General features: G+C 40.9%; 11 protein-coding genes. 4 read left to right on the plus strand and 7 right to left on the minus strand.

Annotated features, from left to right (window positions below):
• Positions 1–150: 150 nt before the first annotated feature.
• The 4 genes from OC25_RS09940 to OC25_RS26850 form a co-directional block, all read right to left on the minus strand.
• Positions 151–714 carry an RNA polymerase sigma factor gene (locus tag OC25_RS09940; protein ID WP_039475437.1) on the minus strand — a complete coding sequence of 188 codons (564 nt, stop codon included), beginning with the start codon at positions 712–714 and terminating at the stop codon, positions 151–153.
• 164 nt (positions 715–878) lie between these two features.
• A complete protein-coding gene (locus OC25_RS09945; RefSeq protein ID WP_167335382.1) occupies positions 879–1,796 on the minus strand; it encodes a PorP/SprF family type IX secretion system membrane protein in 918 nt (305 codons plus the stop codon).
• Positions 1,797–1,804: 8 nt separating this feature from the next.
• Positions 1,805–4,825: an RICIN domain-containing protein gene (locus OC25_RS09950; RefSeq protein WP_167335383.1), complete on the minus strand. Its 3,021-nt coding sequence runs from the start codon at positions 4,823–4,825 to the stop codon at positions 1,805–1,807.
• A gap of 20 nt (positions 4,826–4,845) precedes the next feature.
• Complete coding sequence (locus tag OC25_RS26850) at positions 4,846–5,910, minus strand: glycerophosphodiester phosphodiesterase family protein (RefSeq protein WP_052266109.1); 1,065 nt, start codon at positions 5,908–5,910, stop codon at positions 4,846–4,848.
• Positions 5,911–6,321: 411 nt separating this feature from the next.
• Here OC25_RS26850 and OC25_RS09960 point away from each other — a divergent pair, with 411 nt between their 5' ends.
• Both OC25_RS09960 and OC25_RS09965 read left to right on the plus strand, forming a co-directional pair.
• Positions 6,322–6,681, plus strand: coding sequence for a DUF1304 domain-containing protein (locus tag OC25_RS09960; RefSeq protein ID WP_039475149.1), 360 nt, complete (start codon positions 6,322–6,324; stop codon positions 6,679–6,681).
• 66 nt (positions 6,682–6,747) lie between these two features.
• Entirely contained in the window at positions 6,748–7,323 is a 576-nt protein-coding gene (locus OC25_RS09965; RefSeq protein ID WP_039475152.1) for a murein L,D-transpeptidase catalytic domain-containing protein, read from the plus strand.
• 70 nt (positions 7,324–7,393) lie between these two features.
• Here the strand turns inward: OC25_RS09965 and OC25_RS09970 are convergent, their stop codons facing one another.
• Complete coding sequence (locus OC25_RS09970; RefSeq protein ID WP_039475155.1) at positions 7,394–8,581, minus strand: class I SAM-dependent methyltransferase; 1,188 nt, start codon at positions 8,579–8,581, stop codon at positions 7,394–7,396.
• Positions 8,582–8,870: 289 nt separating this feature from the next.
• On the opposite strand from OC25_RS09970, the gene OC25_RS09975 reads away from it, so the two are divergent.
• Entirely contained in the window at positions 8,871–10,607 is a 1,737-nt protein-coding gene (locus OC25_RS09975; RefSeq protein ID WP_039475159.1) for a GMC family oxidoreductase, read from the plus strand.
• A gap of 12 nt (positions 10,608–10,619) precedes the next feature.
• Complete coding sequence (locus OC25_RS09980) at positions 10,620–11,252, plus strand: gluconate 2-dehydrogenase subunit 3 family protein (RefSeq protein WP_039475164.1); 633 nt, start codon at positions 10,620–10,622, stop codon at positions 11,250–11,252.
• A gap of 134 nt (positions 11,253–11,386) precedes the next feature.
• Here OC25_RS09980 and OC25_RS09985 read toward each other — a convergent pair whose 3' ends face one another.
• Complete coding sequence (locus OC25_RS09985) at positions 11,387–14,356, minus strand: glycoside hydrolase domain-containing protein (RefSeq protein WP_052266118.1); 2,970 nt, start codon at positions 14,354–14,356, stop codon at positions 11,387–11,389.
• Between the two features lie 278 nt (positions 14,357–14,634).
• Complete coding sequence (gene rplQ / locus OC25_RS09990) at positions 14,635–15,174, minus strand: 50S ribosomal protein L17 (RefSeq protein WP_039475167.1); 540 nt, start codon at positions 15,172–15,174, stop codon at positions 14,635–14,637.
• Between the last annotated feature and the right edge of the window lie 58 nt (positions 15,175–15,232).

Here is a 15,232-nt window from a genome sequence, read left to right on the forward strand (position 1 = left end):
ATTTACCCGATCATAATCAGTGTTTTATATTGGCATAACGCATGGGATTTAACTACCCGTTAGTCAATTTGTTTTTTTTATTTAAAAAAGTTGATGACAGCCAGAAATCGGCTTGAAAGAATTTATTTTTTTAACACTAACAGCTGTTTTTCAGATGATGAAATGGATATAATCTTTAAAAGTGTTTTTCAACTGTTTTAGTGCCCTTCTGATGTGCTGTTCTATGGTATTTTCGGAAAGGCCGAGTTTGAGTCCGATTTCTTTGTTTGACAGGTGTTCTTTCCGGCTTAATTCGAAAACAAGCTGGCACTGTGGGGGTAGTTTTTTAATCTCCAGATTAACCCGTTCTTCAAATTCTTTGGCCTCGATCTGTTCAATGGTCGAGTGATCTACATCCGCGCCGGCATGCGTAATGTGCGCAATAAATTTCTGATCAGACGATTCCTTTCTGTAATAACTGAAAATCTTATTCTTAAGACTAACATACAGATAAGCTGGAATAGAAATTTCGGGAGGCAGGGTTGCTTTCTTCTTGTAAAAACTAATGAAGGTATCCTGTACCAGATCCTCTGCCAGTTCCTTATCGGGCAACTTTTTTTTTGCTACAGCGAGCATTGGCACAACATACTTTTTATAAAGTAATCCAAAAGCCTCCTCGTTGCCATCTTTCCACAACAAAAATAACTCAGAATCGCTATTTGAAGAATTTATCACACTATGCCCCAGTTGTTTTGGAGAAATCAAATATGAATTTAAATAATTACATATCCAAATCGTTACAAACTTTAAGCTCAACATTTTGTTCCATCGCAGAAAAAATGCATACAGGTAAAATCCCTGTATGCATTTGGTTAATACGCTGAAGAACCGTTTGGCAGCTACTGTTTCTTTGCAATATTTACCCTGGCATTGATCTCAAAATCGCCGTTGGTATAACCTCCTATTGCAGCAGTAGCCATATTATAATAAGCGGTAAAGTGTAAAAAAGATTTATAGGTTGCCCCGATACCGAAGGTGATATTTTTGGTACTGTGATACATCATTATTGCCGACAATTTATCATTTATAAATGTCGCATTTAAGCCGGCATCCCACAAGCTATCAAATCCCTTTATTCCCCTCACTACACCTTTGGGCACTAATGTTACACTATTCATATCCGATCCCAGCAAAAAACGATAACTCACCGCAGCGTAAAATGTAGGTTTATCTACAAAGTTCAGGTCATCTTTCCTGAAAACAGAACGCAGGTTTGGAATTGCGCCTTCAACAGTTAAGTTCTCTGAGGTATACGAAAGGCCAAAATCGCCATCAAGGTAATATCCCCTTTCGTTAAAACGGGCGATAGCAGGATCGTTAATATCACTGTTGGTGATGCTGTTTAAATCCAGTTTATCCTGACTGGTACCGAAAGAAATACCGAAATTCAGCTTTTGGCTATCGCTGTTTAAAGGTAAGTGATAGGCGAAAGTACCCACTGCTTTGGTACGCTGTATACCTCCCGATTTTTCATTATAGATATTTACGCCCCAGCCGATCTTATCTGCCTGTTTATCTAAGGTGATGCTTTGGGTAACCGGTGCACCTGGAATATTGGACCACTGTTTGCGCAAACTTCCGTTGATGTTAAAACCCTGATCAATACCTGCCATTGATGGATTTGCCAGATAACGGTTCTGGAAGTATTGCGCATTGAGCGGGAGTACCTGGGCCCTGGCCTGGTTGGAGAATAAAATCCCGACCCAAGCTACAAACCCTAAGTATAGTGCCAGCTGATATTTTTTAAACTTGCCCATATAGCCCATTAATTTCTGATGACGTTGATGAAACCTTTAATTGTAGGGCTGCCATCGCCCGGATCAATCACATAGTAGTACGTTCCTTCGCTTAACAGGCTGCCATTTATACTCGCATCCCAATCGTTTGCATAACGTTTTTTACTGTATAAAACCCGGCCCACCTTATCAAATATCTTAATGCTGTTATTTGGGTAGTATTCAATGTTCTTTATAATAAATTTATCATTATTACCATCTCCATTTGGACTGACCAAAGTACTCGCCTCCAGCTGGTGTGTATCCGGATTGTTTGGAACAGACAAACTGTTTTTCATTGATAACGCAGATGTGTTTGAAGATGAAGGAGTAGCAACGTGTGGTACCCATAGCGCACCATCCGCACCACCATAATTCCATTGAACGACGGCTGAGGAGGAGCTTGTAGAGTTATTAACTATTGCATATTTTCCTGAATTTTCGTTAGCTATCCGCCAGTAATCCTGGTTTGGAGCCGCGGCTTGAAAAATAATCCATCTGCCATTGGCGGCTGTTTGATTTGCCTGCCACTGCCATATCACTGCCCCATTATCTAGAGAGCTAAATTCAACCGCCAGAAGTTTATTCGTCATTGAATTGAACAACTGGTATTTGCCGTCGGCCTGCCGGTTTAAATTCCAGAGGTTCCAACCGAAAACCTCAAGTTCAAGAATTTGTACTGCAGCCGCTCCATTAGTTGAATTTCTCGGACTAAGATCAAGAAACATCCCGCTATGCTTATTCGAGAACCCTGCCTGGGTTAGCACCTGTCCATTCACTTTAGGAGTGATGTCAACTTCCTGGAACTGCCAGTCGCCATTTGGCCCATTCTCCCAATATTGAAATACCTGGGCACCGTAAGCTGACGACGCGTTCTGAACAACAATCGGTTTACCTGTAAGTGCATTAGAAATGTGAAAATAACCTGGCGTGGACCTTAATTCAGATATAATCCATTTTTGATAATCATTTTGCTGCTGTTTTTTTTGTCTTAACCCAACCTCGTCAGCTGAAAGGTTAGCCACACTATTATCCAATTGAAGCGATTTACCTGTATAAAAATTCACAATATCGTATCTGCCTTCACCATCTTTAATCAGTTTAAAAAGATGGCCGGCACCGCTAAAAGCTTCAATGTTTTGCTTGGCTGCCGTATTGTTATCATTATTAAAATCACTTAAACTCAGGTATTGTCCACTGTTCCTGTTAACAATTCTATAAACCTTCCCCGGCGCCAGTACTGGTGTGGTATTGCTTTCCTGAAAGGACCAGGCACCATTCATGCCGTCTTCACCGGACCACTGAAAGATAGGGTCGCCACTAGTGGTAGATCCTCCTGTTATTACCATTATTTTGCCACTATTGGCATTTGCGATATAATAACAACGGTTGGAACTATTCGAATAAGAGGGCTCAAATATCCGCCACTTTCCTTGTATGTAATCACCCTGATCCCATTGGGTAATCAAAGCACCGTTATCAAACGAAGCATCGTTTACCTGGAGTTGTTTATCGGTCAGTTTGCTAATCATTTGATACAGCCCCTTATCATCTTTTTTTAGCTTCCATACCTGGGTCGCTCCCGCATAGCCATCGCTGTTCTGATTGATACCTGTACCATTGCTCAAACCATAGCTGGTAAGCGTTGTAGTTAATCCACTTCTTTTGTTTACAATGAAAAAATCCTTATCCTCGCTAAAATCAGGCAGAGATACCTCTTCAAATATCCATTGAGAATTCTCTTCACCACTATCATACTGAATAATGTTTGCCCATTCAGTTGGAAGTGCATCTTTTACTACAGCAAATTTACCACTATATGCATTTTGCAGTCTGAACGATCCGTTTGGCGCATCAATCAAGTGCCACCTTGCATCGGGCGTAGTCGGCGATTCCCTTTCCCATACAGATACACGTATACCATTATCGGTAGAGTATGAGGCGAGCGCTAATAACTTCCCATTAAAAACGTTTTTAATCCTTACATTTCCGGATGACAGGGGGATAACCTGCCACAGACAGCTAGAACCGGCATAACGTTCAGGGCGTTGTACGGCATCATTATCATCAGTCCAATTGAAATCGGTCAGACTCAGGTAAAGGCCACTATTTACGTTTTTAATCCGGTATATTTTACCGGTAACCGGGCGAGGGCTACTGCCTGGAGGCACCAGATCATTATTATGTATTTGTTGCACCTGCGCTTTGCTTACCGTGTCGCTATACATTTTAAAATCATCCATGTAGGCGATAGCACTCCCCCCCTCCATGCTATATGCACCCAGAGTAACGATAAAATTATTGTCGATGCTTTGCGTACCCATATAGGTCATGCCACAAACCATATTGCCATCGGGTTTGTACATATATATTCTGGTAAAGTATTGACTTGCAGTAGTAATAATATGGTACCATCCTCGTTGGTCAAATTGGATAGGTTCGTAATTCCATAAATACCAGTTTGAATAAACACCAGCTGTATTTTTAATATAACGGTCAAGGCCCAATGTAGCCCAATTTTTGGCAATGCCGTTATAGTTTAGCACTCTATTTTGGTCGTGCAGGTTAAATATTTGCTCGTAAATACTACCGGTAGGAAATGGCACAGGACCTGAAGGTATGGAATCTGCTAAATCACAATATACCCATACCGATACCGTGAATTTGGTATTATAAGCATCAGGGTATGAAGTACTCTTACTCAGTTTTATCCCTGTTCCCTGGTTAGTCTGGTTAGATGATTGAAAAAATGTAGCTCCGTTTTGTATACCAAAACGGTCGAAAGCACCCACCAGTGTTCCCGAAACTGTCCCGGTTTGGCCGGTGGTCGCATCATAAGCACTACCATCGTCAAGGTTTAGCTGATGAACAAGTGGGGGTAAAGCTTGTGCATGGCTTTGGCTTGCCACCGAAAGTATCAGAAAGATGAACATCAGCAGCGGGCGCATATAAATAGCCATTTTGTTATATAGTTGTATGGTCCAATTATGAACTATTCTATTTGTATTCATAACAATCATATTTTAAGCGGTTAATTATTTGTATTTCTTTTTCCGTATACTTCGAGGAACTTCTTGAGCACTTCCAGCCGATCTGAAATCACTACATTAGGACTTCCCGTATCCATTAACCATTGCCAGTTACCCCGATTATCAGAGCCATCGAGCTTTAACACACGCCACACCGCCGCTCCCGGCGACCAGTTACCCTCGCAGGTTTCGGGCCATTCGGGAAACTGGATCACCAGTCTGTTTTTGTCCCTCAGATAGGCCAGAATATTGGTATATGATTTCCCATCTATCGTAACCGCACGGGTGAGCATGGCATCGGTTGATTTAAAATAAATCATTTCAAATCCCGGGCAGCCGGCATCGACAAAAAGTTTAATCGTATCCTGAAGACCTGTACTGGCATCATAGCGTTCGCCAAAAATGGTAGGGGTGTACATTTTGAGCAACTGATCGCCTGGCACACTGGGAAAAGCATTCTTTAAGCCCTGAGGCGTGCCAAAGGTTTGATAGGTTGTTTTAAAAGTAACCATTTGGTCCATTCCAAGCTGATGGACAAGGGTATATACCTTATCAAAAAAGCGGTCTGCCTTATCAATACTTACCAGTATACCTTTAGTTTTGCAGAGCTGTAATACCTGTCGTAAGGTTGGAATAGGTGAACTGGTTAGCACACCTTCAGTATTCCTGAGCCGCAGGTTTTTTAAATCATTCCAGCTTTTATAAAAATTCCAGTTAGCATCCCTTACCACGCCTTTGCCATTCGTCAGCCTTTCTAAGGTCCAGTCATGAAAAACGTAGAGTGTATCATCGGTTGTTAGTTTAACATCCACTTCCATCATTTCTACGCCAAAGTCTGCGGCGGCCTGAAACGCTGCCATTGAGCCCTCCGGGTAATCTTTCCAATAACCGCGATGTGCCGATAATAAGGTGTAGTTGGGAAAGGATTTAGGACAATTAAAAAGTTTTAAATTCCGCTGTAAAGGGTCTGTGGGTAATGGCCCTGTACAATCGAATGTTTGCGCGTAGCTTTGCTGCACAAACAAAAATAAAACAAATAATATGATAAAGTAGGCTAATTTAGTCATAAAATTGAATTTAAAGGTTAATATATTAGATTCGATATTGTGCTAAAAAAGGAAAGCAAGCGCATAAGAAATAGCTTAAAAAACTTTAAAAGACAGCTTTTAATGAATTTTACCCTAAACTAAAAATAACCGGACAATGAAAAAATAGATACTAGATAGAAAGGCTATAATAAACGATGAATAGGCATAATTACTAGATGAAACATATAACTAAGAGTATTAAGAAATAAAATAAATAATACATAAAATTATTCAATAATGATACATAATAATTCTAAATAGCTATAAATAGATTATCAATTTAAAGGCTTTTGTTTCAAACGCATAACGTATATGATGCTGTATGATCAAAGTTTTTGTATCTTTATTAAGTTATTATGCTAATCATTTAAACCCGTGTAATTCCCTATTATGCAGATAGCAGCACAAATCATGATCGGGCTTATTGCCCTTATCCACATCTATATCCTTTGGCTCGAAATGTTTGCCTGGACAACCAGAGCGCCCAGGGTTTTTAAAACCATTCCTAAAGATTTATTTGCCCCTACCAAAACACTGGCTGCAAATCAGGGCCTGTACAATGGCTTTTTAGCGGCAGGTTTAATCTGGTCGTTATGCATAAGCGATCACCATTGGCGCCTGTATGTAGCGATATTCTTTTTAACCTGCGTAATTATTGCCGGTATTTATGGTGCAGCTACAGCCAGTAAGAAAATTTTGTATGTGCAATCTATCCCTGCACTCATTGCAATTATTTTATTGCATTTGTAACCCTGTCTTAGCGGCTGGTGTCCGCACCAGCCGAAATAACTGCTCTACCAACCAACATCGTAGTAAATGCCAAAATTATCAGCTCTCCTCCTCTTATTTACCTTGTTTGGTTTTAAAACAACCCACAACAACAGCATCCCTGCCGATAAAATCAATGAGGCCTTAGCTTTTTGTAAGCAAAACAATATGGATACTTCCATCGCCATTATGGTTGATATGAGCATCCATTCTGGCAAAAACAGGCTCTTCGTTTACGATTTTAAACAGAAAGTAATTACTGTAGAAGGCTTATGTGCCCATGGCGTTGGTGGCGGCAGCACGCCTACCAAAGTAATTTTTAGCAATAAAGTGGGGAGTTATTGTACTTCATTGGGAAAATATAAGGTACAGGGCCGTGCTTATAGCAACTGGGGCATTAATGTGCACTACAAAATGTATGGCCTGGAAGAAAGCAACAGCAATGCCTTTAAAAGAATTGTGGTTTTACATTCGTATAGCCCCGTTCCTGATCATGAAATTTATCCTCAAACCCTGTTTGGACAAAGTGCCGGCTGTCCGGTTTTGGCAGATGCTACCATGCGAAAGGTAGACGCGTTGTTAAAAAACCGGAAAAAGCCGGTGTTGCTTTGGATATATGTTTAGATGAACAAAAATTAGCTTAAGCAGTAGGAGGTGCTGAAACAAGTTCAGCATGACGATGAATTTTGTTAAATTACAACTCCAGCAACCTTTCCAGATGGTGGTAATCAATTCCAAAATATGCTTTGCTCGCTTTAATTTTCTCTAAAACTTCCGCTTTACGCTCAGCGCTTAACGCTTTTCCCTTCACCCCTACCACAAGCACATTTTTCGGTGTATGCGCGTCAGAAATAAACTCGAAAACCTTGGTTTTATAACCAAAATATTCTAAAATTAAAGCTCTGATGCCATCCGTAACCATCTCCGCCTGGCGTTCTAAAAAGATGCCGTATTTCGTTAAAAAAGAAACATCGTTTTTCGCTTTGTTTTTCTCCATTTCCCTGCGGATTTGTTTGTGGCAGCAGGGTGCAACCACAATCAGCTCAGCATTGGCTTTAATACCTTTAAAAATAGCGTCATCCGTTGCCGTATCGCAGGCATGTAGCGCAATCAGCAAGTTTACATCGTTTGCCTGATAATCTTCAATAGTTCCTTGTACAAAACGCAGTTGGGCAAAATCAGATTTAGCAGCAACCTGATTGCATAAATCTACCATATCCTGGCGGTATTCTACGCCAATCACTTCCGTTTCCAGATGCAAAACCGAATGCAGGTAATCGTAAAGTGCAAAAGTTAAATAACCTTTGCCAGAGCCCATATCGGCAACCTTTTTAGTGGTGCCTGCAGGTAATTCCTTAATTAAGGCGCTTAAAATCTCGATATAGTGATTAATCTGACGGTATTTATCCTGTGCATTTTTAAATACCTTTCCTTCGGCATCGGTAATTTTCAATTCCGTTAAATAAGGTTTCGAATCTGCTTTAATCAACCTTACCTTTTCCTGATCATGACTGGCCGATGGCACCGCTTTACCCGATGCTTTGCTTTCTCTGAGCACCACTTTCCCATTATTCAGTTCTTCCAGAATCAGATCTTTATCGGTGGTAAATAAGGTTGCTATTTTAAAGCCATTATCCAGGTAAGCGGTAATTAAACTAATGGCTTCATCCAGATTGTAGTTTTTAACCACATCGCGGGTTTTATAACGATAGGTAAAGGCCAGTTTATCTTCGCGTTTAATCACCACCCTACGCATGAGGATTTGCTTTAAGGCTTCTTCTGTTCCTTTATAATTGCCAAGAGAAACCTTTACAAAAGTTCCGGCATCGAAACTTGCTTTTAAAGCGGCAATAAATTGTTCGGTATGGGCAGATACTGGCATTGAATAAATTTAAGCTGCAAAGATAATCAAGTTTACGGGCTAATGTATAGCCTTGAAATAATGTAACAATAGAGCGACTATGCAAGGAATTTATGGAAGATGTGAGCGGGAAAAATTTAAACATTTCTATTAGAGGAACCGCTGAAGCTGCATTAAACAAATGAATGACGTAATACGATTTAGAAACGCATAAAACTTCATTATCTATATTGATTCCAAAGAAGGCGATTGCTTTTATTTAAAAAAATTAAACTTTAGATTAGATGTATTAAACATCTAACCATTTTACATGAGTGACTTTCAGATAAAGAAATCGCCTACCGTTTACGATGCCATTATTGTTGGCTCGGGCGCCGGTGGCGGAATGGCTGCATACGTATTGGCACATGCAGGTCAAAAAGTTTTATTGCTCGAAGCCGGCCAAAACTTCGATCCACGATTAGATTCACACCAGTTAAAATGGCCCTGGGAGTCGCCCCGCAGAGGAGCCGGTACAGTCCGCCCCTTTGGCGATTTCGATGCTTCTTACGGCGGCTGGGAACTGGAAGGCGAACCTTATACCCAGAAAAACAAAAGTGAATTCGAGTGGTTCCGCTCGCGTATGCTGGGTGGCCGTACCAACCACTGGGGAAGGATTTCTTTGCGCATGGGGCCAGACGATTTTAAACCTAAGGATGGCTTAACCGATAGCTGGCCAATTACCTATGCTGATGTGAAGCCTTTTTATGATAAGGTTGATCGCATGATTGGTATTTATGGTACGGTAGAGGGCATAGAAAGCGAACCTGATGGTATCTTTATGAAACCACCGAAGCCGCGTTTAAATGAATTATTCATTAAAAAAGGAGCTGAAAAAGCAGGCGTAAAGGTAATTGCCGGGCGCGGCTCGGTACTTACAGAAGCATTACCGAACAACAATGATCGTGCACCTTGTTTTTACTGCGGTCAGTGCGGCAGAAGCTGTAAAGTTTACGGCGATTTTTCTTCCTCTTCATGTTTGGTAAATCCGGCTATAAAAACAGGTAACCTTACTGTAATTACCGATGCCATGGTACGCGAAGTAATTACCGATAAAGATGGTTCGGCAAAAGGCGTATCTTATGTAAACCGCAAAGATCTGCAGGAATATCAGGTTAATGGCAAGCTGGTTATTTTAGGCGCCAGTGCCTGCGAATCGGCAAGGATCTTATTAAATTCAAAATCAACTTCACACCCCAATGGTTTAGCCAATAGCAGTGGCGTAGTAGGTAAATACCTGCACGACTCTACTGGAGCCAGTGTATCGGGTTTTTTACCGCAATTGATGGACCGGAAACGCTACAACGAAGATGGTCTGGGTAGTGTGCACATTTACTCGCCATGGTGGCTGGATAACAAACGCTTAAACTTCCCGCGTGGTTACCACATCGAATATTGGGGCGGCATGGGTATGCCTGCTTACGGTTTTGGAGGTGGCGTTGCCGAAATGAATGGCATGGTACCTGGCAGAGATGGCAAAATGAAAGAAGCTGGCGGTTACGGAAAATCTTTAAAAGATGATTACCGTCGCTTTTATGGCACTGGTGTAGGTATGGCTGGTCGTGGCACTGCAATAGCCAGAGAAAGCAATTATTGCGAAATCGACCCGAATATGGTAGATAAGTATGGTATCCCTGTTTTAAGATTTAACTATAAATGGGATAAAGATGAAATTCTTCAGGCCAAGCACATGCAGGAAACTTTCTTAAACATTATGAAAGAAATGGGTGCTGTGGTAACTTCAGAAATACAGGGTGCTGATACCAATTATGGTTTATTGAATCCTGGTAAAATTATCCACGAAGTTGGCACTATCCGCATGGGCGATGACCCTAAAAAATCGGCACTGAACAAATACTGCCAGGCACACGATTGTAAAAACCTGTTTGTGGTAGATGCCGGTCCGTTTGTGCAACAAGGCGATAAAAACGCCACATGGACTATCCTGGCACTTTCTATGCGTACTGCCGAATACATTTTAGCTCAAAAGAAAAAACAAAACATTTAAAAGAATTACAACATGAACAGACGTGATTCCATAAAAGCATTGGGTTTAACCGCCATTAGCACTGCAGTGATCCTGGAGGCTTGTAAGCAACCCGAAAATAAAACAGAAGCGGTTGCAACCGAAGAAACAGCAAAAGATGCCGGCAGGGAGCAATGGGAAGTAGACCGTGATAAAAACCTGAAAGCAGAAACATTTTTTACCAAGCACGAGATGGCAACGATTACGGTTTTAGCCGATATCATTATCCCTAAAGATGATGTATCGGGCAGCGCATCGGATGCCAAAGTGCCTGAATTTATCGAATTTATTGTAAAAGATATTCCCGAGCATAAAGTGCCTATGCGTGGCGGCTTAAAATGGCTGGATGTATATTGTTTCAATAAATTCCAGAAACCGTTTATAGAGGCTTCAGCTGAGCAACAGATTTCAATTGTAGACGAAATTGCCTACCCTAAAAAAGCCAAACCGGAAGTAAGGGCAGGCGTAACATTTTTTAACCGCATGAGAGATTTAACTGCATCGGGCTTTTACACCACCGAAATGGGCGTTAAAGATATTGGTTATGTAGGTAACGCACCAAACCAATGGGCTGGTGTGCCTGCCGATGTATTGAAGCAATACGGCATGGAAAATGTGAAAGTATAATTCATCCATTAAAAAAAGCTCAGGGTTTAAACCCTGAGCTTTTTTTTGTTATCGCATCAGTAAGTGTTTCCACGTACCGAAAATTACATGTCCAAATGCATGGTTCGTGCAGACACAAACCATGGCACGTAGTATTACTCCACAATCAGAATCAAACCTTTTCCTTTTTCAACAGGAACCGATTTTCCATCAGCATAATTACCCGCCGTTTGGAACTTATCAATTGCCGGAGCGGTTATTTTAACCTTAGCAGCATCCAGTCCTAATTTTGCCCAATCAATAGTTAAATTAACCTTTGTATCGCCTTCGGCCCAGCTGGCTAAGGCCACCATGGTTTTTCCTTGTTTTTTGTAAACAGTGGCTAAAACTTTTGGATTATCTGTTTTAACCGGGCAGTTTTCGCTCCAGTAACCAAGCATTTCAGAACCTTTGATCCCGAAATTATCCCAGGCTTTCCATAACGGTCGTGGGTCGCTCTTCTCCGACCAGCCTAAACGGCTTGTCATGCCATAAATCATACCACGCCATGGATTTCCATCATCCTGCAACATTTCGCCCATTAAACCAAATGGAATACCACTCACTTCGGTTAAGAAGAAATCGGGGTTGTTTTTTTGATAATCGAAATACTCGCCAAACCATAAACGGTTCAGGTAAGGGAAATGCTCCATGTATAAAATGGCGCTGTTGTTAAAACCATCACTCTTGTTGTACTGGTTGGCTGAGTGCAAATCGATAATACCCGGGTGGTTATTTTGGGTTAATACACGCTTAATCCGCTTCATCGTAACACGATCGAAAGCCACATCATCTAAATAAACACCATCAATACCTACGTTATTTACCAGCCAGTTCATCCCCTCCACATAGTAATTGTGCCAACGGTTCATTCCACTGTTAATTACGGCTGCATCTTTAATTTCGGGTACAAACCAGGCCGCAATGTAATTAGAATCCAAATGCTCCTGCAACCAGCTAAATCCTCCCCCCTTTCCAGGCGAATATACTTCTGTACCCAGGCTTCTTAAAGCAGGTAATTCATAAGCGTGGTTAGAAAGCTCCCGAACGGTATTGTAGATTTTAACTTTCAAACCTTTGCTGTGTGCATCGTCGATATAGCTTTTCATCTTTTTCCATTCGATAAACGGATAGTTGATCCACGGATTAATCGGCGTAGCATGGTGGATATTTACCACACTTGCACCAGCAGTTTTAATGGCATCTAAATCGCCATATTTATGGTAAAAACGGTTATCCCACTGAAAATCGGTATCGAGCAAGTGAAATGGCGTAATCAGCAAATTAAAGTTATAATACAATACATCGCCTTTTTTCATGCTTCGTGCGCCGGTAAAGTTATCGGCCAGCATCGAACTGCCTTTAACATTAATCTGGATTCCTCCTTTATCATCGTTACCCCACGATTTAGGCAGTAATAAAGGCTTCTGAAGGTAAAAATTGGTGTTTAACGGACGAACATAGCGCTCATCTCTTAAGTTGTAGTACAACCCTGCATTTACGTTACCAATCCAAACTGCATCCTGGTTTTTATTGGCTACATCCCACTTCCATTTAACGGTATCTGGTCTTACGCCACCTTTTTCTCCCAATCCCATTAAATATTTGGTTGAACCTTTATCAAACGGGATATGAAAATCAACATTGCTGAAATCTACATCCTTTAAAGCAGTAACCTTAACCACATAATGCACGTAACCATCAAATTCCAGGGCGCCTTCCAAATCCATTTTCAAATTTTCGGAAGTACTGGTAGCTGTCCATTTTACAGTACCTGCCTCTTTGCTGGTAATCTGCAAGTTGGCAGGAACAAATTTCTCTTGTGTTTTTGGGGTGTTAAAAAAGTGAAAGTGAATAGGCTCAGCTAAGATATTGTTAGGTTTATCGGTATAAGCCGTCATTTCGGCATTAAAGAAAGTCTGGATTTGCTTAGGGAAACCATCTGCATTAATCTCAAATTTACGACCTAAAAGCGAAATTACATTTCCAGCAACTGTTAGCGGCGTGTAAGGTGCAACCACTGTATTAGGTTGCGCTAAAGTGGAGTTTAACCAGGTTAAACGAGTTTGTTTATCGGGCGATCCTACACCAGCATCGGCTAAAACCTGGTTACCAACCGTAATTTTAGCGGCAATTACTTTCGATTTACCATTGGCTTTAACTACAAAATTACCAGTATATAGGCCTGGAGCTGTAGTTTTAGGAATATCAATGGTAATCCACATGGGTTGAACCTTACCCGAAGCTACATTCACCACTTCTACCAGCGGTTTATTGTCATAGCTTGTTCCTTTGGTATTTAAACAGTTAATAAATTTCGAAGGGATAACTTTTCCAGTAGCTGTTTTTAAATCGCCAAAGCTTACAGTTAAATTGTTTAAGTCTTTTAAGGCAAATACTCCGAGTTGAAAAGCATAATTTTCCCCTTTGCTTGCTGTACCTGTAAATGTACTGGCAGCTCCTCTCTGGATCCAGCGGTAAGGTAAATCGCTTTGCATTTTGATTGGAAACATCCTGTCCTCAGGAAACACCACAAAAGCATCTGTAGCGTATTTGGCTTTAACCGCGGCTGTTTCTTTCGCTGTAGCAATCACTTCCATTGGATAGAAGCTATTAAATGCATCAACAGACTGGATTTCAACTACCGAAGTATTTACAGCTGTACGTTTAGCCTGGTTTAACCAGTTCTGATCAACCGGCTTTGGTTTTAAATAAACACCTTTAGGGTAATTGCTTCTACCCTCGTTTTTATACGCCAGGTAATAGATATAATATTTTCCGGCACCATTAGGTTCAAAATAAATATCGGCGCTTTCGCGATTTAATTTATCAGCACCAAAAATGGCTACATTTTTACCATTTGCATCCTGGATAATGAGTCCTTTGGCTTCCGGATGCTCATCTCTTCTGCGCCAGTCAATTTTGGCATGTGCAATTTTGCCCGCACCCGAAAATTGTACCACTGCCCTATGGTTACCCAGCGAATCGGCATTCCATGAGTTGTTACCGTTGGTATATTTTAGTGTTTGTGCATGGAGAGTTGACTGCCACAGAAGACAGGAGAATAGAAAAAACCTAAATTTCATGTTTAATTTGTTTGAAGCTAATTTATGCATAGCTGCTCGAAATAAAACCATGTAATGAAAAAATGAGACAAACGTTTGCCTTATTGGTTCATTGCTGGGCTTGTGGTGTCAGTTGTTTCCAACTGACACAGTGTTGTACATTCTTAAATTGCGTTAGTTTCAGCAATAACCTTCAGATGTTAACATCTGACGGCACAGCAATGACGATCAAATGGTTAGAAAAACAAAAAAGTCCTGCTCTTTCGAACAGGACTTTTTTTATTTTAAGGTGAATAAAATTATTCGCCTTTTGGTTCTTCAGTAGCTGGAGCTTCTTCAGCAGGAGCAGCTTCTGGTGCAGCCTCTTCAGCAACTTCAGCTTTCGCTTCAGCAGCTTTCTTAGGAGCAGCAGCAGATTTGCTTCTACCACGACGAGTAGTTTTCTTCTCTTCTTTAGCTTCTACTTCTTTACCGTAAACTTCGTTATAATCTACCAGTTCAATTAAAGCCATCTCAGCGTTATCACCTTGACGATTGTTTAATTTAATGATACGAGTGTAACCACCTGGACGGTTAGCAACTTTCTCAGCCACTTCGCGGAACAAAATAGTGATTACTTCTTTATCCTGTAGGTAAGAGAAAACTGTACGACGTGAGTGAGTGGTGTCATTTTTCGCTTTAGTGATTAATGGCTCAACATAAGTACGTAAAGCTTTAGCTTTAGCTAAAGTTGTAGTAATTCTTTTTGCTTTAATAAGTGAAGTAGCCATGTTAGCTAACATCGCTTTTCTGTGGCTGTCGGTTCTGCCTAAGTGATTAACTTTTTTACCGTGTCTCATTGTTCTTGGATTAAGTGTATACCGTCTCTGTCTCAGAGGGAATTATACACTGTTATAA

This window comes from Pedobacter kyungheensis (assembly GCF_000812965.1).
GTDB classification, from domain to species: domain Bacteria; phylum Bacteroidota; class Bacteroidia; order Sphingobacteriales; family Sphingobacteriaceae; genus Pedobacter; species Pedobacter kyungheensis.